This is a genomic window from Pseudoalteromonas sp. SWXJZ10B (genome assembly GCF_015864475.1).
GTDB lineage: Bacteria > Pseudomonadota > Gammaproteobacteria > Enterobacterales > Alteromonadaceae > Pseudoalteromonas > Pseudoalteromonas arctica.
The window spans coordinates 284,670-306,014 of the sequence record NZ_JADYXD010000003.1; the positions used below are offsets into that span (position 1 = coordinate 284,670).

Annotated in this window: 18 protein-coding genes; 16 read left to right on the top strand and 2 right to left on the bottom strand. The window is 39.2% G+C overall.

Annotated features, from left to right (window positions below; genetic code table 11):
* The first annotated feature begins 84 nt into the window (after positions 1–84).
* From rpoE to pdxJ, 10 genes are all read left to right on the top strand, one after another.
* On the top strand, positions 85–666 hold the full coding sequence (gene rpoE, locus I6F54_RS04860) for an RNA polymerase sigma factor RpoE (protein ID WP_002958721.1): 582 nt from the start codon (positions 85–87) through the stop codon (positions 664–666).
* A gap of 1 nt (position 667) precedes the next feature.
* Positions 668–1,285: a sigma-E factor negative regulatory protein gene (locus tag I6F54_RS04865; RefSeq protein ID WP_007581717.1), complete on the top strand. Its 618-nt coding sequence runs from the start codon at positions 668–670 to the stop codon at positions 1,283–1,285.
* 4 nt (positions 1,286–1,289) lie between these two features.
* On the top strand, positions 1,290–2,240 hold the full coding sequence (locus I6F54_RS04870; protein WP_007581719.1) for a MucB/RseB C-terminal domain-containing protein: 951 nt from the start codon (positions 1,290–1,292) through the stop codon (positions 2,238–2,240).
* Positions 2,241–2,259: 19 nt separating this feature from the next.
* The gene (locus I6F54_RS04875; RefSeq protein ID WP_197118683.1) at positions 2,260–2,709 is read left to right on the top strand and encodes a SoxR reducing system RseC family protein; all 450 of its coding nucleotides are present in this window, start codon (positions 2,260–2,262) and stop codon (positions 2,707–2,709) included.
* 275 nt (positions 2,710–2,984) lie between these two features.
* Positions 2,985–4,772 (top strand): translation elongation factor 4, encoded by a 1,788-nt coding sequence (lepA, locus tag I6F54_RS04880; RefSeq protein ID WP_007581724.1) that lies wholly within the window; start codon positions 2,985–2,987, stop codon positions 4,770–4,772.
* Between the two features lie 16 nt (positions 4,773–4,788).
* A complete protein-coding gene (gene lepB / locus I6F54_RS04885; protein WP_024589998.1) occupies positions 4,789–5,724 on the top strand; it encodes a signal peptidase I in 936 nt (311 codons plus the stop codon).
* A 2-nt stretch (positions 5,725–5,726) separates the two neighbouring features.
* Complete coding sequence (gene rnc / locus I6F54_RS04890) at positions 5,727–6,404, top strand: ribonuclease III (protein WP_007581728.1); 678 nt, start codon at positions 5,727–5,729, stop codon at positions 6,402–6,404.
* Positions 6,394–7,326 carry a GTPase Era gene (gene era, locus I6F54_RS04895; protein ID WP_007581730.1) on the top strand — a complete coding sequence of 311 codons (933 nt, stop codon included), beginning with the start codon at positions 6,394–6,396 and terminating at the stop codon, positions 7,324–7,326. Before rnc ends, era begins: the two co-directional genes overlap by 11 nt.
* A gap of 20 nt (positions 7,327–7,346) precedes the next feature.
* Positions 7,347–8,039, top strand: coding sequence for a DNA repair protein RecO (gene recO / locus I6F54_RS04900; RefSeq protein WP_024592970.1), 693 nt, complete (start codon positions 7,347–7,349; stop codon positions 8,037–8,039).
* Positions 8,040–8,061: 22 nt separating this feature from the next.
* Positions 8,062–8,793, top strand: coding sequence for a pyridoxine 5'-phosphate synthase (gene pdxJ / locus I6F54_RS04905; RefSeq protein ID WP_007581734.1), 732 nt, complete (start codon positions 8,062–8,064; stop codon positions 8,791–8,793).
* 82 nt (positions 8,794–8,875) lie between these two features.
* Here the strand turns inward: pdxJ and barA are convergent, their stop codons facing one another.
* Positions 8,876–11,650 carry a two-component sensor histidine kinase BarA gene (gene barA, locus I6F54_RS04910; RefSeq protein ID WP_197140007.1) on the bottom strand — a complete coding sequence of 925 codons (2,775 nt, stop codon included), beginning with the start codon at positions 11,648–11,650 and terminating at the stop codon, positions 8,876–8,878.
* 109 nt (positions 11,651–11,759) lie between these two features.
* Between barA and rlmD the strand changes: the two genes are divergently transcribed.
* The 5 genes from rlmD (at position 11,760) to eno (ending at position 19,258) form a co-directional block, all read left to right on the top strand.
* Positions 11,760–13,085, top strand: coding sequence for a 23S rRNA (uracil(1939)-C(5))-methyltransferase RlmD (gene rlmD, locus I6F54_RS04915; RefSeq protein WP_197140016.1), 1,326 nt, complete (start codon positions 11,760–11,762; stop codon positions 13,083–13,085).
* 8 nt (positions 13,086–13,093) lie between these two features.
* The gene (gene relA / locus I6F54_RS04920; protein WP_166377262.1) at positions 13,094–15,250 is read left to right on the top strand and encodes a GTP diphosphokinase; all 2,157 of its coding nucleotides are present in this window, start codon (positions 13,094–13,096) and stop codon (positions 15,248–15,250) included.
* A 2-nt stretch (positions 15,251–15,252) separates the two neighbouring features.
* Entirely contained in the window at positions 15,253–16,050 is a 798-nt protein-coding gene (mazG, locus tag I6F54_RS04925) for a nucleoside triphosphate pyrophosphohydrolase (protein ID WP_197140018.1), read from the top strand.
* A 162-nt stretch (positions 16,051–16,212) separates the two neighbouring features.
* A complete protein-coding gene (locus tag I6F54_RS04930) occupies positions 16,213–17,847 on the top strand; it encodes a CTP synthase (RefSeq protein WP_010553216.1) in 1,635 nt (544 codons plus the stop codon).
* 112 nt (positions 17,848–17,959) lie between these two features.
* Entirely contained in the window at positions 17,960–19,258 is a 1,299-nt protein-coding gene (gene eno, locus I6F54_RS04935) for a phosphopyruvate hydratase (protein WP_024589994.1), read from the top strand.
* Between the two features lie 197 nt (positions 19,259–19,455).
* Here the strand turns inward: eno and mutH are convergent, their stop codons facing one another.
* Positions 19,456–20,127 carry a DNA mismatch repair endonuclease MutH gene (gene mutH, locus I6F54_RS04940; protein ID WP_024589993.1) on the bottom strand — a complete coding sequence of 224 codons (672 nt, stop codon included), beginning with the start codon at positions 20,125–20,127 and terminating at the stop codon, positions 19,456–19,458.
* Positions 20,128–20,811: 684 nt separating this feature from the next.
* Between mutH and rppH the strand changes: the two genes are divergently transcribed.
* Complete coding sequence (rppH, locus tag I6F54_RS04945) at positions 20,812–21,330, top strand: RNA pyrophosphohydrolase (RefSeq protein ID WP_002958704.1); 519 nt, start codon at positions 20,812–20,814, stop codon at positions 21,328–21,330.
* Positions 21,331–21,345: the final 15 nt, after the last annotated feature.

The window sequence follows — 21,345 nt, forward strand, 5'->3', positions numbered from 1 at the left end:
ATTCATAAAGAGGTCAGAGTATTTGTGAACAATGACGACAATATGAATAACAAGCAAAAATCAGACATAGGAGTACCGGCTCGAATGAGCGAGCAGGAATTAGATTTAGTGCTAGTAAAAAGGGTCCAGCAAGGAGATAAAAACGCCTTCAACCTATTAGTAAAGAAGTATCAAAACAAAATTGCAGGTTTGATCTCACGTTATGTATCAAACCAAGGCGATATTGCTGATGTAGCACAAGAGGCTTTTATTAAAGCTTACCGTGCACTTCCAAACTTTAGAGGTGACAGCGCCTTTTACACGTGGTTATACCGTATTGCCGTTAATTGTGCTAAAAATTACTTAGTAGCCCAGGGGCGTAAGCCGCCAGCAAATGATATAGACGCTGAAGATGCCGAGTTTTATGATTGTGCAGATTCAATGCGATCTAATGCATCTCCTGAAAACCTACTTTTAAGCGAAGAAGTACGCGCTGTTATTTTTAATACGATTGATAGTTTGCCTGAAGATCTTAAAACCGCAATCACCCTTAGAGAAATCGAAGGGATGAGCTATGAAGAAATAGCAGTGGTAATGGATTGCCCGGTCGGGACTGTGCGTTCGCGTATATTTCGTGCCCGTGAAGCAATAGATAACAAATTAAACCCATTAATAGGCGAGTCTTAGTATGACAAAAGCACACCTTAACAAGTTAGATAACGAAGCGTTATCGGCATTACTTGATGGCGAGCAACATCTTACTGATGCAAAAATTGCAGAGCAAGATGTAACTACGTTTGGCCGTTATGCGTTAATTGGTGATGCGATGCGTGCTCAAAAAAATAATAACGACATACATATTGATATTAGCGATCGCGTTGCATTAGCACTAGAAAGCGAGCCTGTTTATGCTGACTTTAGTCAGTCAAAAACACAGCCCCAAGCAATCACTGAAACAGTACAAGATAATAAAGTAGTGGCTTTTAATTGGCGCAAACCAGTTGCTCAACTAGCAATTGCAGCCAGTGTGGCAATGTTTGCTATTGTGGGAGTTAATACGCTTCCTCAAAGTAACAACGAGCAACAAAGCGAAATTCCATTACTACAAACCACACCGCTGACAGGTATGGCGTCGCCAGTAAGTTACTCATCTGAACCTGCGCTTGAAAATGCAGAGCAAGGTTTACGTGAATTACAGCAACAACGTATTGGTGCATTAGTTCTTGAGCATCAACGCCAAGCACGAGTTGCGAATTCTTTAGAAACAGCGCAAACTAATACCAAAGCGTCTGAGGAAAAAAACTAATTAAATGAAAGTAATCACTTTTGTTCTGTCGTTGGTAGTAAGCTTTAATGCATTTGCCAACGACACAAATCCTGCCAAAGATTTATTACTAAAAATGGCTAATGCCGTTCACACCCGTAATTTTGACGCTTCGTTTGTGGTTGTCAAAGGTAAAACAATGGAACCCTACCGATGGGTGCATGCTTTACAAGGTGATACAGAACTTGAGCATTTAAGTTTACTTAACGGTGCTGGGCTTGAAATGGTCCGTATTGACAACCAAGTTACTTATTTTGAACCTCAGTCTGAACCATACTCCCTAAAAACAGATTCAATAGCGGGTCCAATCCCTGAAGTGCTTTTTAAAGATATAGATCGCTTAAGCGCGCACTATGATTTTGTATTAGGCGGGAAAGGTCGTATTGCAGGGCGTGCTGCTCAACTAGTTCGCATAGAATCTAAAGACGAGTATAAATATAATTATTGGATTTGGCTGGATATGGAATCGTCGTTGTTACTAAAAGCCGCGTACGTTAACCATGAAGGTGAGGCCTTAGAACAGTTACAGCTTACCCATATTAGTGTGACAGAGCAGCCAGCAGGTATGTTACTTGAAGTGCTCAATCGAAACTTTCCAACGCCTTTACCAAACGATGCACTTATAAACGAAGACAGTACAGCGACTAACTGGCAGATTAGTTGGTTACCGGATGGCTTTGAATTACTAAAATCAGACAGACATAAGCTCGATTTAAATAACGAATTAACAGACTATTACTTGTTCTCCGATGGTTTTGTTGAAATTTCGGTATTTATTCAGCGTCCATTACCGGGTAAGCGTTTAAGTGGTGCACTAACCTCTGGTGCAACGACAGTATATGTGCATAATGGCGGTAATTTTGATGTATCGGTTGTTGGTAATGTACCGAGTATGACCGCAAAAGCGATTGCTGAGTCAGTTACCCGCGCATTATAAACGATTCGTAAGGATTGTTATGATTGAACAAACCCTCACTGTTGTGGCCCTCGATGGCCACATTGCTCATTTAGAAGCACAACAAAAACAAGCTTGTGAAGGCTGCAATGGTCGTTGCGGCTCACAAGTGTTTGGTAAGCTGTTTGGCACTGCAAAAAAAACCTTCCCTTATAAATTTGAATCCTCTGTTGAAGTAGGACAAAAGGTAACCTTGTCACTTGATGATAGTCACGTCGTTAAGCATGCATTTGCGGTATACATGCTACCACTGCTTTTAAGTCTGGTTTTTGCACTGATTGCAGCGCAATTATTTATGTCTTCCGAAGTTTGGCAAATTTTAGCTGCAGCTTTAGGTGGTGTTACTGGTTTCTTTATAGCTAAAACTCGCGTGAAATCGCTAAAGCACGATATAAAAGTTATAAAAATTCACCCAATTAGTATCCCTTTAACTCAAATAGATGGTGATTGACGCCAATTAAATGTAAAATTGCCGTTTTATACCAAAGTAACTTGGAAATACAGGGAATAGTGGTTTTTTAAATTATTTTATCTAGCTGAATTATGTAAATTAAATAAGTTTAACTTATTGTTATTCAATAAATAAAATGGTTTTAATCAATATTAAAAAGCATTCGTGATGTTTGTAATTTACAAACTGAGCTTATGGCATCCTACAGCAAGTATTTTCAAGTCACTTAGGTATTCATATTTAGTCCATTAAAATAGAAGTATAGAATCCAGTTTATGAAGCATATCCGTAATTTTTCGATCATCGCCCATATTGACCATGGTAAATCGACCCTTTCAGATCGTTTGATCCAAGTTTGTGGCGGTTTAACCGACCGTGAAATGCAAAAACAAGTTTTGGATTCAATGGATATTGAGCGCGAACGTGGTATTACCATTAAAGCGCAAAGTGTAACGTTGAATTACAAAGCGAACGATGGCGAAACTTATCAACTTAATTTCATTGATACTCCAGGACACGTTGATTTTACATATGAAGTATCGCGTTCTTTAGCTGCATGTGAAGGTGCACTACTCGTTGTTGATGCAGGCCAAGGCGTTGAAGCACAAACATTAGCTAACTGTTACACCGCTATTGAAATGGAATTAGAAGTAATTCCAGTACTTAACAAAATCGATTTACCGCAAGCGGATCCTTTGCGCGTTGCAGAAGAAATTGAAGAAATTATTGGTATTGATGCCCTTGATGCAGTGCAATGTAGCGCTAAAACGGGTGTAGGTATTGCCGAAGTTCTTGAAATGATTGTTAGAGATGTTCCGCCGCCAGTAGGCGATACAGATGGACCTCTACAAGCACTTATTATCGATTCTTGGTTTGACCCATACCAAGGCGTTGTATCATTAGTGCGTATTAAGCACGGTGAATTACGCACTGGCGACAAAATAAAAATAATGTCGAATGAGCATATACATACTGCCGACCAAGTGGGTGTGTTTACACCTAAGCAAACTAACACCGGTATTTTAAGAACCGGTGAAGTAGGGTTTGTTATTGCTGGCATCAAAGAGATACATGGTGCGCCAGTAGGCGATACTATAACTCATCAAAAAAATGCGGCTCCACTTCGTTTACCTGGTTTTCAAAAAATTAAGCCTCAGGTTTATGCAGGTATGTTCCCAATTGCATCAGATGAGTATGAATCATTCCGTGATGCGCTTAATAAATTAAGCTTAAACGATGCGTCGTTATTCTTTGAACCAGAGAATTCAACTGCATTAGGTTTTGGTTTCCGCTGTGGCTTTTTAGGTATGCTACACATGGAAATCATTCAAGAGCGTTTAGAGCGTGAATACGATATTGATTTAATTACAACGGCACCTACGGTAATCTATGAGATAGTTACTAAAGAAGGTACATTCCAGATTGATAACCCGTCTGATTTACCTGCAGTAAACGATATTTTAGAAATTCGTGAGCCGATTGTTGAAGCTAATATTTTGGTACCACAAGAATACTTAGGTAATGTTATTACTTTGTGTATTGAAAAACGCGGTAGCCAAACAAAAATGACCTATCACGGAAAGCAAGTAGCTGTTACGTATGAGCTACCTATGGCTGAAGTGGTAATGGACTTTTTTGATAAATTAAAATCAACAAGCCGTGGTTTTGCATCGCTTGATTATAACTTTAAACACTTTCAAACATCAGATATGGTGCGTGTTGATATTTTAATCAATAGTGAGCGTGTTGACGCACTTGCGATTATTGTTCACCGCGATGGTGCTCAGTCTCGTGGTCGTCAATTAGCTGATGCATTAAAAGAGCTTATTCCTCGTCAAATGTTTGATATTGCGATTCAAGCAGCGATTGGACAACACGTTATTGCACGTACTACGGTAAAACAGTTACGTAAAAACGTAATTGCTAAGTGTTACGGTGGCGATGTGAGTCGTAAGAAAAAGCTACTTAAAAAGCAAAAAGATGGTAAAAAACGTATGAAGCAAGTAGGTAATGTTGAAGTGCCTCAAGAAGCGTTTTTAGCTATTTTAAAAGTTGGTAAATAAAAACAAAGGATTATAAATGGCTGGTTATTTTTCAGTTTTATTGGTGCTATTAACCTTAGGCTCAGGCTTAATATGGTTAATAGATCACTTAATGTATGCACCTAAAAGACAGGAACGCTTAGCGATAGCGCAAACGTCTGCTGGAGCTCCGTTAGATGAAGAAACTGCGGCATTAATTGCACCAGAACCAGTACTAACAGAAACAGCAAAGTCGATTTTCCCGATGATTGCAGCAATTACTATTTTTAGATCATTTATTTTTGAACCGTTTCAAATTCCATCTGGTTCAATGATGCCTACGCTGTTAGTGGGTGACTTTATTTTAGTACAAAAGTATTCATATGGAATAAAAGACCCAGTTTGGCGCACTCAGTTGGTTGATGTCGGTGAGCCTGAACGTGGTGATATTGTTGTTTTTAAATACCCTTTAGATGAAAGTGTTGACTATATTAAACGTACGATTGGTTTACCTGGCGATAAAATTGTTTATCGTGATAAACGTTTATATATTCAGCCAAACTGTAAAGAAGGCGAAACCCAACAGGGTGAGCTTTTATGTAATGAATTCAATAAAATTGATTTTAAACTAATTAATGATAACGAATTTAAACAAGGCCCAATGCCTCTAGCTCGTGTGAATGAAAATTTAACAACAGTTACGCATGATATATTAATCAACCCACAAGCGCCTGAAAGAAAAGGGCGTTACTATCAGCAACCGGGCACGCCTTCTGATGAATGGACTGTTCCTGCTGATCATTATTTTATGATGGGTGATAACCGCGACAACAGCCAAGATGGTCGCTTTTGGGGCTTTGTACCAAAAGAAAACTTGGTGGGTAAAGCTGTCTTTATATGGATGAGTTTTGAATTTGAGAATGGCCCTGATGATATTTTACCAGGATGGGTTCCAACTGGTGTTCGCTTTGAACGCCTAGGTAATATTCAGTAACGATGAAAAAAAATGTAACAGAATTATATAAAAAAATTGGCTATGAATTCGCTGATCAAGGTTTACTTGAACAAGCAATGACGCACCGCAGCCACAAAGGCCAACATAATGAGCGACTAGAATTTTTAGGCGACTCGATTTTAAGCTTTGTGATTGCCAATGCACTTTATGCCAAATTTCCTAAAGCGCGTGAAGGCGATTTAAGCCGCATGCGTTCAACACTTGTGCGTGGTCAAACACTTGCTGAGTTTGGTCTTGAATTTGGTCTAGGCGATTATTTACGCTTAGGGCCGGGCGAGCTTAAAAGTGGCGGTTTTCGTCGCGAGTCAACGCTTGCTGATGCAGTAGAAGCTATTATAGGCGCTGCATTTTTAGATTCAGGTATCGACAGTTGTGGCGATCTTATATTGGCGTGGTACCAATCACGTTTGGATGCTATTTCACCAGGGCTTAACCAGAAAGATCCTAAAACCCTGCTGCAAGAGTATTTACAAGCCCGTAAATTATCGTTACCGGGCTACACAGTAGTTGATACACAAGGCCAAGCACACAATCAAACATTCACGGTTGAATGTATTGTTGATGGAATGGATAGCATAATTTCTGTTGGTAGCTCGCGCCGTAAGGCCGAACAAAAAGCTGCCGAAAAAGCATTGAAGATACTTAAAAATGAACCTTGATACCTTAATACAGCCTCATGAACGTGATGTAGATACATTTTGTGGAATGGTGGCGATTGTCGGTCGACCAAACGTAGGTAAATCGACTTTGCTTAATGAAATCATTGAGCAAAAAGTGAGTATTACCTCACGTAAACCACAAACTACACGTCATCGTATTATGGGTATTCATACCGTAGATAAACACCAAGCGGTATACATAGATACACCGGGTCTACACGTTGAAGAAAAGCGTGCTATTAACCGTCTAATGAATCGAGCAGCGTCTAGTTCTATCGGCGATGTAGAGCTTATTATTTTTGTCGTTGAAGGCACTCATTGGAATGCAGATGACGATATGGTACTTAATAAAGTATCGCAAAGTGGTAAGCCTGTATTATTGGTTATTAATAAAATTGACCAAGTTAAAGACCGTGATCTTGTATTGCCTCATATGAAGTGGTTAAGTGATAAGTTTGATTTTGTTGGAATTATGCCAGTATCAGCAACGCAAGGTAAAAACGTTGATTTAATCAAAGCAGAAGTAACTAAACGCTTACCTCCTTGCGAATTTTACTTTCCTGAAGATTATGTAACTGACCGTTCGATGCGCTTTATGGCAGCTGAAGTTATTCGTGAAAAGCTAATGCGTTTTATGGGTGAAGAACTACCGTATTCTGTGACTGTTGAAATTGAGCAGTTTAAATGGCAAGACAACGGTATTTGGCACATCAATGGGTTGATTCTTGTTGAGCGCGAAACACAAAAACGCATGGTTATTGGTAATAAAGGCGAAAAGCTAAAAACCATTGGCCGTGAAGCCCGTAAAGACATAGAAGAAATGCTTGATAACAAAGTATTTTTAGAGCTTTGGGTTAAAGTTAAGTCGGGTTGGGCTGATGATGAACGTGCACTAAGAAGCTTAGGTTACAGTGAAGACTAAACCAAGCAGTAGCTTAGTGAATGGATAGCGACTTCTACACCGCGTATTTATTACATCGGCGTCCTTATAGTGACTCCCAGGTAATGTTAGATATGCTTGTAGAAGGCGTTGGTCAGTTAAGAATGCTGGCCCGAATTAGTGGTCGCCAGGCCACTAAACATAAAGCACAACTTCAGCCGTTCCAGGCACTCCTTGTTAATTACAGTGGCAAGTACGATTTAAAATATATCAATAAGTTTGAACTGCATGGTAACCCGCACTTTTTAAAAGGTGATGAGCTTTATTGTGGTTTTTATTTGAATGAGCTAACTAATCGCATCGTTCCTGTTAATGAGCCAATTGAACAAGTATTTGAGCTATATAAATCCCACCTAGGAAACCTAAACAGCGGAGCCAATTTACAAGAAGTGCTTCGCTCGTACGAATTTCAATTATTGGAATTACTCGGTTATGGCGTGGATTTTAGTTTTGATGCCAGTGGTGAACCAATAGATGAAAAGCAGACGTATAGTTATTTCCCCGAACTTGGTTTTTTAATACAAGAAGATACGCGTTCTGGATTTAGTGGCAAACAACTCAACGCCATAGCAAATCATGACTTTAGCCAAAGTGATGTGCTATATATGGCAAAGCAATTAAGTCGCTATTTATTAAAACCCTTATTAGGTAGTAAACCATTAAAAAGCCGTGAGCTATTTATGGCCTCTCAATAAACGTAATTTTACAGGTAAGAAAATGAAAGATATTCTTTTGGGTGTAAACGTAGATCATATTGCAACACTTCGTCAAGCGCGTGGAACAAGTTACCCAGATCCAGCCCATGCAGCCAGTGTAGCAGAGCATGCAGGCGCAGACGGTATTACGATTCACTTACGTGAAGACAGACGCCATATTCAAGATCGCGACGTTTATGTGATGGCTAAAACTATCCAAACTCGCATGAATCTTGAAACCGCTGTTACCGATGAAATGATACAAATAGCGCTTGAAGTAAAACCCGAGTACGTGTGTTTAGTACCTGAAAAGCGCGAAGAGTTAACCACCGAGGGCGGCTTAGATGTTGCGGGTAATATAGATAAAATTAAAGCCGCAACAAAAACGCTTACCGACGCGGGTATTAAAGTATCGCTATTTATTGATGCAGATAAAGCACAACTAGATGCAGCCAAAGAATGTGGTGCTCCTTATGTAGAAATACACACAGGCGCGTATGCTGATGCAACAAATGATACTGATTTACACAAAGAGTTAGAGCATATTCGTGAAGGTGTTAAATACGCAGCAAGCTTAGGTTTGATTGTTAACGCTGGCCATGGTCTTCATTACCATAACGTTAAACCTATTGCCGCGATGCCTGAGATTTATGAGCTAAATATTGGCCACGCTATTATTGCTCGTGCAGCGATAGATGGACTCGATAAAGCCGTACGCGATATGAAACGATTAATGATTGAAGCAAGAATGTAATACGATTCTACATAAGTATTTAAAAAGCTTAATTAAAAAAACGCGGTTAATGCCGCGTTTTTTTGTATCTAAAATTCAAAGCTTATCTTTGTAACTCAGTTACGCTTGCATCAGCAAGTAAGTTTTCAAGCTCGTCCTGTAGCTCAAATAATTCAGGTTCAATATTCTCTAACAAGCATTTATTTTTAAGTGATGTTTCAATTGTTTCTGCGAGTGATTTAAGTTTTGGTACACCAGTGTAGCAACATGCACCATGAAACTTGTGGACAATACTTAAGACTTGCTGACAATCATTACTCTCTATCGCTTTAGCAAGCAATTTAAGAGTTTCAGGGACGCTTAGAAGTAGCATATTAAGCATCTCTAGCGCTAACTCGCTCTTTCCTCCAGCACGCTGCAGGGCTTGTGCCCAATCAATTCGACTACTTTGAAATGGAGCCGGGCTTTGTGGTGTATCTGTTTTAGCTTTATCGCGATTAACCGGGGTCTGTGGACTATGGTCGCTAATAATTTGTTTAAGCATATCTTCATCAATAGGCTTAGTTAAATAGCCTTTAAAGCCATCTTTTAGTAGTTGCTCTTTTTCGCTTTGAAGGGCGTGTGCCGTTACAGCGATAATGGGTGTATCTTCATTAAGTGATGATTCTTGTATAAGCTTGCATGCGGTTATACCGTCCATAATTGGCATCTGAATATCCATAAAAATTATGTCGTATTTATGACTTTTACTTAAGCTGTATGCTTGTGAACCATTATGTGCCGTTTCTATTACTTCAATCTGTTCACTTAATAAAGTATGGAGAAGTTTTAAGTTGGCATCGTTATCATCAACAACTAATACTTTTAACGGCAGCAAAGCTTGATCGTTTTGTTCAATATTATGAGTAGGGTGGTCAAGCCTGTAAGGTGCAGCAAGTACTTCACATAACTTACGGTGATTAAGTGGTTTACTTAAACACGCATCAGCACCGCTGCCTATAAAGGCTTCTCGCATATTGTGCGATACAGTATTAAGCATTAAATATAAGTAATCAGTAGATTCACGCACGGCTTTCACATAGCTTTTTAGTTGCTGCATATCATCAACTGATGCCATATGGCCAATTAAGCAAACATCATATTTATGTTCAGTATTTTTTATAGCGTCTAAAAAGCTAGTCTCGTTAAAACATGCCGTTACGCTTGATTCCCATTGAGTCAATAACGAAAGTACAGCGTGATGTGTATGCTCGTGTGGCTCTAAATACAAAATACGCTTACCAATGAGCGATTTAGTCGGTAAGTCGTTAGTAAATACATGATTGGGCAAACTAAACACGCTATTGAATGTAAAACAGGTACCGTTACCTGGTGCAGAGTTTAATGTTATGCGGCCATTCATCGCTTCAACAATATGCTTAGTAATAATGAGGCCAAGACCTGTACCACCAAACTTACGTGTAATGCTTGAGTCTGCTTGCCCAAATGGAGTAAATAAAGAGTCTTGCTTATCCATAGGTATACCCACGCCAGTATCTGTTACTGACACAAGTAAAGAGGTGCGTTCGTCGTCGAGTAACCGATGGCTTATGTCGACCTTAATGGAGCCTTTTTCAGTAAATTTAATCGCATTACTTAATAGGTTTATCAGCACTTGTTTAAAGCGAGTGGGATCGCCCGTTAAGTCATCTGGTACTTGTTGGTTAATGTAAATGGATAGCTCTAATTGCTTATCGTGTGCGCTAGGAGCGAGTAGCGTCATCACTTCATTTACAGCATCACGAAGTTGAAACTGAATCGACTCAAGTTCCATTGCACCCGCTTCTAGTTTGGAGAAATCTAGAATGTCGCTAATAATAGTCATTAAACTATTTGCTGATAGCATAATAGTGTCGAGATAATCTTTTTGATGCTTGTTTAGTGGTGTTTTATAAAGCTGGCGTGTAAATCCAATAACACCATTTAACGGAGTACGAAGTTCGTGACTCATTTTAGCTAAAAAGTCTGATTTTACGCGGTTAGCATCTTGAGCTTCTTTTTTTGCAAACGAGAGTTCTATATTTGAAGTTTCGTATTGCTCTAGTGTTTCACGGTAGTCGCTAGTTGCTTGATCAATATTTTTTTGCATTTCATCTTTTTGCATCACCATAGTGTGAGCAATGGTATTTAAGCCTTCTCGCAATAGCTCAAATTCACCTATCATGTTGTCGTTAAGGCCAGTACTTCTTTTACCTTCGACTAACTTGTCGGTTGCAAGTACTAACTTATTAAGCGGCGTCATAAACATGCGGCTTAACCTTAAAGCTAAAATTGCTGCAAATACCAATGATAAAATAATTACAATACCGCTAATTAATAAAGCACGTTGCTGCCCTATAACCGCTTGGTCTTTGTTTAGTTGTATAATAACGGTGCCCAAAGATGACTGAAAAGCAGATGGGTCCCATTTAGAGTCGTGACTTGTATGGTTAATAATGGGCGTGAAGAATGTAACAAGCTCATCTGACTTTTGCACGTGGGTCGTTTTTAAATTTATGAGCGTCTTTTGATTAATTAACTTTTCAAATGAGCGGTGATAATTACTCGTCATTAATAGCGCATTATTTTTATCAAAAATTGCAATCGACTTAATTGTAGGGGAGTGCTTGTTATGTGTGTAGCTTATAAGGCGATTCAATAGCTGTTTGTTTTTTTCGAGCATGGGTTGCTCAAGCGCAATAGCAAGGGGCTCAGAAATAGTAGTACCTTGCTGATATAAAATTTCATCAAGCTCAATGTAACGATTTATTGTAAAATAGCCACCAAGTAGTAATCCTATGATCACCGTTGGGATCAGGGTCAGTGTTAAAACAGAATCGCGTAAGCCTAATTTGGTCATGATGGGAGCGTTTTATCGTTATTAGTATGGTCTGAGTATATACGGTTCAACACGCATTCTAAAGCATCTAAATATAGGTGCTTCATAAATAAAGTGAAGGTAATGCCTAATGGCGCAAATTTTTAAAGCGAAAAAAAAACCGCTTAAGCAACAAACATTAGAATTAAACATAACGGGAATGGATCATCAAGGGCGTGGCATTGCTAAGCATAATAATAAAGTATGTTTTGTTAGTGGCGCATTACCAAATGAAACAGTTAAAGCAATGCTTGTCGATGATAAAGCTAAATACAGCAGTGCAAAAGTAATTAAAGTTATTAAAGCGAGTGAATCAAGAGTTGACGCTTTTTGTGAGCACTACAATCAGTGTGGTGGTTGCCAACTACAGCATTTAGAAGTAAGCCAACAAGTTGTAGAAAAACAAACTGCAGTTACTCAGCTATTTAGTAAGTTTGCTAAATTAAACAGCTTAAACTGGCAAGCTCCATTATTAAGTAAGTCTGTGCATTACAGGCGCAGCGCTCGCATAGCCGTTATGTTTGATAAAGCAGCAAAAAAAATGCGTGTAGGTTACAGAGCCAGTGGTTCAAAAAATATTGTCAGTATTAATAAATGTGCAGTACTTGATGAAGTATTTGCAGATGTTTTTACACTTTTTGATGATTTAATTAATCAACACAAAGCGCTTCATAGTATAAGCCATTTACAGTTATGCCAAAGTGATGAGACAAACTTTATTGTTATTCGCCACACCAAAGTAATTAACGAAGATACAAAGGCTTTGATTGAGCACATAACAAAGAGCCAACAGTTTGAAGTAGTATGGCAAAGCGAGAGCGATGTAATTGATCATTCACACTTAGCCATGCCGTTTTATTATCTTAAAGAATTTGCTCTAAAATTTGAATTTGGTTTAGATAATTTTATTCAGGTAAATGCGCAAGTTAACGAAGCTATGTTAAAGCAAGCAGCAAATTGGCTTGATTTAAAAGGTGATGAAAATTTATTGGATTTATTTTGTGGCATTGGTAATTTCTCATTAGTGCTGGCAAAACAAGCAAAATCTGTAATTGGCGTAGAAGGTGTAACTTCAGCGGTTGCAATGGCTGCTCAAAATGCGCAAACTAACTCTATTACCAATGCGCAGTTTCATTGCTTTGATTTAACGCAAAGCATACAGAGCGCCCCATGGTTTAGTAAAAATTTAGATGTACTTGTACTCGATCCTTCTAGGACGGGTGCAATGGCTGTATTAGAGCAATTATCTTTAAAGCAGTTTAAAACTATTTTATATGTCTCTTGTGACCCTGTTACTTTAGCCCGTGACAGCGCAATTATTTCACAAGCTGGCTTTGATCTTAATAAAATTGGGCTAATGAATATGTTCCCTCATACAGGGCATATTGAAACTATGGCGTTATTTCAACGGAGGTAGAACGCATTATGGTAGCTACACGGCAATCACATCAACAAGATGAGACAACAGATTTTAGCACTCGGCTTTCATTTCTTGCCTTGTCTGAAGAAAAAACAGAGCTACTTACTAAAGCGCAAGCGCTCTGCGTAAAATGTGATAATGAAAGCAGGCAAACTACTGCAATCGAAATGGTTGAAATTTTAGCTGAGCTAAATCTCGACCCCGAATCGTTAGCTACTGCGTATTTAACCCCGTATTTTTTAAACGATTTAATATCACTTGAAACCATAGAAGAGCAGCTTGGTAGTAACATAGCCATGCTGTTAACTGGGGTTGCACAAATGGCCACTATTAGTACTTTATCGCATCAAGGTAAAGGCACTATGCAAGTTGATAATATTCGAAAAATGTTATTAACCATGGTCGAAGACGTGCGCGCCGTGGTCATTAAGCTTGCCGAGCAGGTCTGTCATCTACGTAATGTAAAAAATGCGGATGAAGAAGACCGCGTTATTGCCGCTAAAGAAACGGCTGATATTTTTGCACCACTGGCAAACAGATTAGGAATAGGGCAGTTAAAGTGGGAACTTGAAGATTTATCGTTTAGATATTTGCACCCAGGTACCTATAAAAGCATAGCCAAACAACTTGACGACAAACGCCTTACGCGCGAAGCCTATATGGAAGATATGGTTGAACAAGTAAAAACCCGTTTAAGTGAAGCGGGCATAGAAGCCCAAGTTTATGGTCGCCCTAAGCACATTTACAGCATTTATAAAAAAATGCAGCAAAAAAACTACGAGTTTGATCAGCTTTTTGATATTCGGGCAATGCGTATCGTTGTTGAACGCCTGCAAGATTGTTATGGAGCGCTGGGTATTGTGCACACCAATTGGCGCCATCTTAATAAAGAGTTTGACGACTATGTAGCAACCCCAAAACAAAACGGCTATCAATCAATTCATACCGTGGTATTTGGGCCTGAAGGTAAAACAGTAGAAATACAAATTCGTACTAGCGACATGCATCAAGATGCTGAGTTGGGTGTGGCTGCACACTGGATGTACAAAGAAGGTGCATTACCAGGGCGCGGCTCGGGTTATGAGCAAAAAATCAGCTGGCTACGTAAGTTACTCCAATGGCAAGAAGAAGTAGTCGATGGTGGCGATTTAGCAGAAGAGCTTAAAAACCAAGTAGTAGAAGACCGCGTATACATATTTACCCCAAGCGGCGATATTATTGATTTACCACTTGGCGCTACACCGCTTGATTTTGCTTACTACATTCATTCAAATGTAGGGCATCGTTGTATTGGTGCAAAAATATTTGGCAAAATAGTGCCATTTACGCATCAACTTACAACGGGGGATCAGGTAGAAATACTAACCCAAAAACAACCAAATCCAAGTCGTGATTGGTTAAATCCGTCATTAGGGTACATTAAGTCATCGCGCGCTAGAGCCAAGATTCATCACTGGTTTAAACAGCTCGACCGCGACAAAAACTTAAGTGCGGGTAAAGAAATTCTCGACAGTGAACTACAAAAGCTTAATTTAACATACAAAGATTTAGAGCCAGCCATCAAGCGTTTTAACTTTAAAGAACTTGATGACTTAATGGTTGCGATTGGTGCGGGCGATGTACGTCTCAATCAAATGCTTAACTTTGTAAGTGATAGAACAGAAGACGAACCGGTCATTCGTATTAAAGCACCTAGCAAAGTAACTGGTGACAAAAACGGCATAGTGGTTGATGGCGTTGGTAGCTTAATGAGCCATGTAGCCAAATGCTGTCGTCCTGTCCCTGGCGATGAAATAATAGGTTATATAACGCAAGGTCGAGGAATAGGTGTTCATAAGGAAGACTGTGATTCGTTTAATAACTTAAAAAATCAGCATCCAGAGCGTGTTATTTCGGTAAGTTGGTCTGAAGATATCAACGGCTCGTACGCACTAAGTATTAAAATAGAAGCCACCGATCGTTCAGGGCTAATACGCGATATAAGCTCAGTACTTGCTAACGAAAAAGTAAATGTTTTAAACATGAACGTAAATACGGTTGAAGATAATCAGTTAGCTATATTTACGATGCAAATAGAAGTACATGACTTATCGGGTACTAACCGTGTTCTTTCTAAGTTACACCAAATTGAAGGTGTACACGATGCCAAGCGTGGTCATTAATCATGAATGATAATGCAGCGCTTACACAACTTCTTAGCATAATGAAAACACTGCGAGATCCCAAGGGCGGTTGCCCGTGGGATCTCAAACAAGATTTTAAATCTATTGTGCCGCATACACTAGAAGAAGCATACGAAGTTGCCGACTGTATTGAGTCAGGCAACTTAGATGAGCTTAAAGGTGAATTGGGTGATTTGTTATTTCAAATTATTTTTTATGCGCAGCTTGCACAAGAGCAAAATATATTTGATTTTAATGATGTAGTGGAGCAATTAAACGATAAGCTTACCCGTCGCCACCCGCATGTATTTGGCGATAAAAAAGAGCTAACAGATAAGCAGCTATCGCAGCAGTGGCAAGCAATCAAAGCACAAGAACGCAGTGCTAGAGCGCAAACCGAATCACCTTCTTTTTGGCAAGATATTCCTGCCAATATGCCAAGCTTAAGTAAAGCAAAAAAAATTCAACAACGGGTTGCCGCACTTGGTTTTGATTGGCCAACGTATCATGGTGCACTTGATAAAGTGAGCGAAGAAGTGCTTGAAGTAAAAGAAGCGATTGAGCAAGACCCGTTATCTGATCATACAGCGGAAGAACTCGGCGACTTACTTTTTGCCACTGTTAATGTTGTACGCCATGTTAAACGAGATCCCGAACAACTGCTTCGTAGCGCTAATGATAAGTTTTCAGCGCGTTTTGAAAAGGTAAACGCCTATTTGCATGCGCAAGGTAAAAGCTTAGATACAGCCACCTTTGAAGAAATGGACAGCGCATGGGATGCGATTAAAAAAGTAAAATAGGCTTAATGTTAAATAGTGCACATTTTTTGTGCGCGCATTAGCTAATTTTAGCTGGATTGATAAGCAGTGTTTTGGTACAATTTCGCCCCGTCTTGATGATATACCCTTAGGCTCTTCTTTGGGTGTTATATTCCTTTTAATTCCTGATATTCTAGGGTTCGCATGAGTACAAAATTTATCTTCGTTACTGGCGGAGTTGTTTCTTCGTTGGGTAAAGGTATTGCCGCAGCTTCACTGGCCGCTATTTTAGAAGCCCGTGGTTTAAATGTTACCATTTTAAAGCTGGATCCTTACATCAACGTTGACCCAGGCACAATGAGCCCAATTCAACACGGTGAAGTTTACGTTACAGAAGACGGCGCAGAAACTGACCTTGATTTAGGTCACTACGAGCGTTTTATTCGTACCAAAATGACTAGTCGTAATAACTTCACACAAGGCCGTGTATATGAAGACGTATTACGTCGTGAGCGCCGTGGTGAATACCTAGGCGCTACTATTCAGGTTATTCCACATATCACTAACGATATTAAGCAACGTGTATACGACGGTGCTGAAGGTTATGATATTGCTATTGTAGAAATTGGCGGCACTGTAGGTGATATAGAATCACAACCGTTTATTGAAGCAATTCGTCAGATGGGAACTGAAATTGGCCGCGAACGCGCGCTATTTATTCACTTAACGTTAGTGCCATTTTTAGGCCCTGCAGGTGAAGTTAAAACAAAACCAACTCAGCACTCTGTTAAAGAGTTACGCTCAGTAGGTATTCAGCCAGATATTCTTATTTGTCGTTCAGACCGTAAACTACCTAATAATGAGCGTGCAAAAATCTCATTATTCACAAACGTAGAAGAAAAAGCGGTTATTTCATTACCTGACGTAGACAGCATTTATAAAATTCCAGCGCTATTAAAAACGCAAGAATTAGATAACTTCGTATGTCGTCGTTTTCACTTAGATCCACCAGAAGCTGATTTAGCTGAGTGGGAACAAGTACTTTATCAAGAGTCTAACCCAACGGGTGAAGTGACAATTGGTATGGTTGGTAAATACACTGAATTACCAGATGCGTACAAATCGGTTAACGAAGCATTAAAGCATGCGGGTCTTAAAAACCGTTTAACAATTAATATTCAATACGTAGATTCACAAGATTTAGAAAACAAAGGTGTTGAATTACTTTCACACTTAGATGCTATTTTAGTACCAGGTGGATTTGGCGGACGTGGTGTTGAGGGTAAAATCTTAGCGGCTAAATACGCACGTGAAAATAAAGTACCATACCTAGGTATTTGTTTAGGTATGCAAGTAGCATTAATTGAATATGCACGTAATGTTGCAGGCTTAACGGATGCAAACTCTACAGAGTTTAATGCAAATTCAGAAGCGCCAGTAGTTGGCTTAATTACTGAATGGCTAGATGCTGAAGGTAATGTTGAAACACGTAGCGAAAAATCTGATTTAGGTGGCACTATGCGTTTAGGCGCACAAAAATGTCATTTAACACCAGGTTCTAAAGTACGCGAAGTATATGGCAGCGACGAAATTGTTGAACGTCATCGTCATCGCTACGAAGTAAATAATAACTTTGTAGAAATACTTGAAAAAGCAGGCTTAAGCTTTACTGGTTTATCAGAAGATAAAAAACTGGTAGAAATTATCGAAAATAAAGATCACCCATGGTTTATTGCCGCGCAGTTCCACCCGGAATTCACGTCAACTCCACGTGATGGTCATCCGTTGTTTGAAGGGTTTGTAGCAGCCGCGCATATCCACCAAAAAGCGAATTCGTAATTTTAAAAGCCGTGCATATTGCACGGCTTTTTTGTTTTAAGGGCTGACTAAGCTATATAAAACGTAGTAAAGTTAGCTGAACTCACCATTTTGGGAATATAGAGGAATCAAGATGTCAGAAATCGTAAAAGTAATCGGTCGCGAAATTATGGACTCGCGTGGTAACCCAACTGTTGAAGCAGACGTACATTTAGCAGATGGCTCTTGGGGTCGTGCAGCAGCACCTTCAGGCGCATCTACTGGTACTCGTGAAGCATTAGAGTTACGCGACGGTGATAAATCACGTTACTTAGGTAAAGGTGTATTAAAAGCAGTTGGTTATATCAATAACGAAATTGCTGATGCTTTAAAAGGCCAAAGTGCATTAGATCAAAGCGCTGTAGATAAAGTGATGCTAGATTTAGACGGTACCGAAAATAAAGAAAAATTAGGTGCAAACGCAATCTTAGCTGTATCACTAGCAACCGCGAAAGCAGCTGCACAGTCTAAAAAAGTTGAGCTTTATGAACATATCGCTGACTTAAACGGCACGCCAGGTGTTTACTCTATGCCACTTCCAATGATGAACATCATCAATGGTGGTGAGCATGCAGATAACTCTGTAGATATTCAAGAATTCATGATCCAACCTGTTGGCGCTAAAAACTTCCGCGAAGGCCTACGCATGGGTGCTGAAGTATTCCATAGCCTTGCTAAAGTACTTAAAGCTGATGGTCATTCAACAGCGGTTGGCGATGAAGGTGGTTTTGCACCAAACCTTGCATCTAACGAAGCGGCTCTTGCTGCAATTAAAGTAGCTGTAGCAAACGCAGGTTACGAGCTAGGTAAAGATATTACTTTAGCGATGGATTGTGCTGCATCTGAGTTCTACGACAAAGAAGCAAACATCTACGACCTTAAGGGTGAAGGAAAAAAATTCACTTCTGAAGAATTTAACTTCTTCTTACAAGATCTTACTAATCAGTACCCAATCGTTTCTATTGAAGATGGTCTTGATGAGTCTGATTGGGATGGCTTTGCACATCAAACTAAACTAATGGGTGATAAAATCCAATTAGTAGGTGATGATTTATTTGTAACAAATACTAAGATTTTAAAACGTGGTATCGACAACGGTATTGCTAACTCAATCTTAATTAAGTTTAACCAAATCGGTTCTTTAACTGAAACTTTAGCTGCAATCAAAATGGCTAAAGATGCTGGTTTTACTGTTGTTATTTCTCACCGTTCTGGTGAAACTGAAGATTCAACAATTGCTGATTTAGCGGTTGGTACTGCTGCAGGTCAAATTAAAACAGGTTCATTGAGCCGTTCTGACCGTGTTGCAAAGTACAATCAATTACTACGTATTGAAGAGCAATTAGGTGATAAAGCACCGTACAACGGTCTTAAAGAAGTTAAAGGTCAGTAATTCTATTTTATATAGAATCTAATTTTTAATTTTAGATGATAAAATCCTCGCATAAGCGGGGATTTTTTATGCCTGATACTTTTTCAAAGATATGAGAATAAGTTGTAGGGTTAAGCTTGCTGGCGCGCGCACAGAGCGAAAGAGGGTGGCGGCAATAATATTAAAGGTTACTTAAGTTTTAATATTTTATAACACAGTTAAAGCTGAAACTGCTGCTTTAAAATATCACCTGTAAAACTGGTTTTTAAGTAAAAGCCACGGGGTAGGGTTTTAATTATTTGCCCATTTGGACCAATAGCATCAGTCACTATTTTGCTATGAGCTGCTTTAGGGCGTATTTGCATCGCATCGCCTAAATGGCCTGATATTTCGTCGACTCTACCTAGCGCAATTAGCTCCATTTGCTCTTCCCAGTCGCGCTGTAATAAAGCGTCCTGTTCAGGTGAGGGTTGCCACAAAAAGCCGCTGCCAATGGTTCTATCAAACGGGGCAATATCACGTTCGCTTAAAATTGGCAGCCATAAAACATGATTTAGTTTTTTACGTACAGAGCTGGTATGCCACGTCATTCCTGTAACGTTCATTAAGGGTGTAACCGATACAAAGGTCGTTTCTAGTGGCCTACCTTTATAGGAAATAGGGAGTGTTTTTAGCTCAATTCCTAAATCTTCAAAATCAGGAAGTGGTTTTGAGCCCGCAGTAGCACCTAGTACATATTCAATTAACTGACCAGTCCAACCTTTTTCGCGCAGTAAATCATCTGGCGTTTTAAAATTATACTTGTTAGCAAGCTGCCCTAGAGTTAATCCGGCAATATTATTAACGCGTTGCATTAAATCGTTTATTGAGTGTGGTTTTGTAGGTCGCATGTCATGCCAATTTTATTAAAATATGAATATTATAGAGGTTTAACAACTCACTAACTACGTTGAAATTACTTATGCGGAGAAACTGCATATGATAGTTTTTTGTTATTGAGCTACTTTTTATTGCGATTATAAATATCAATTCAACGTAATTAGTATTCTTAATTTCGGTTGAATAAATACCATAGCCATGATAGCAAATTGGCTAAGCCGTGGATATCTTTAGGGTTGTGTGTTTTTTGCTCGCTTGTTGTTTGTGTTAATTTTGTACATGTTTTAATTAGAGTGCTTTGCTTTAAGTTACTGACTCACTTGAGTTTTTTAAAGCTATACGTTCAGTTTTGATTAAGCCGTTTAAAAGTTGTAAGGATAAATACAACCATATGAACATGTTTATCCACAGAATCTGTGGAGAACACGAGTTTTTCGAACTTGCATTGTGGATTTGTTTGCAAAATGAGCGCGTTTTACAAAAGTTATGCACAAACTGTGAGTAACTAGAGGAAAACAAGAACCGCAATAGCTTCACTCAGTTATTTTTCAAATATTTACTCACTTTCTATTAATTTATTGATGCGCTAAAAGCTCAAACTTAGCTAACTAATTGGCTTGGGTATAATAGTATTTGCCGTATTGCGGCTAATGTGGAACAATCATTAAAAATCGACTTACAAATGAGGCACTAAGGTGATTGATGCCGAAGGTTTTCGTGCCAATGTCGGAATTGTGATTTGCAATAATCAGGGACAGGTTTTTTGGGCCAGACGTTATGGTCAACACTCTTGGCAATTTCCCCAAGGTGGTGTTGATGATGGCGAAACTGCAGAACAAACCATGTACCGTGAATTACACGAAGAAGTAGGGTTGCGACCAGAAGATGTAGAAATAGTCGCAAGCTCAAAACATTGGTTACGCTATAAATTACCCAAACGATTAATCCGCCGAGACTCTAGTCCGGTGTGTATTGGGCAAAAACAAAAATGGTTTTTACTAAAGTTACGCTGTAAAGACGAAGATGTAAATTTACTCAAAACCCATCACCCTGAATTTGATGATTGGCGCTGGGTAAGTTATTGGTATCCTGTAAGACAGGTTGTATCGTTTAAACGGGATGTTTATCGACGTGTAATGAAAGAGTTTGCTCCTTTCGCCATGCCTTTTAATAAGAGAGAACAACATAAAGATCATTGGCGAAGCAAAAGGTAGTTAATTTAGAATAAG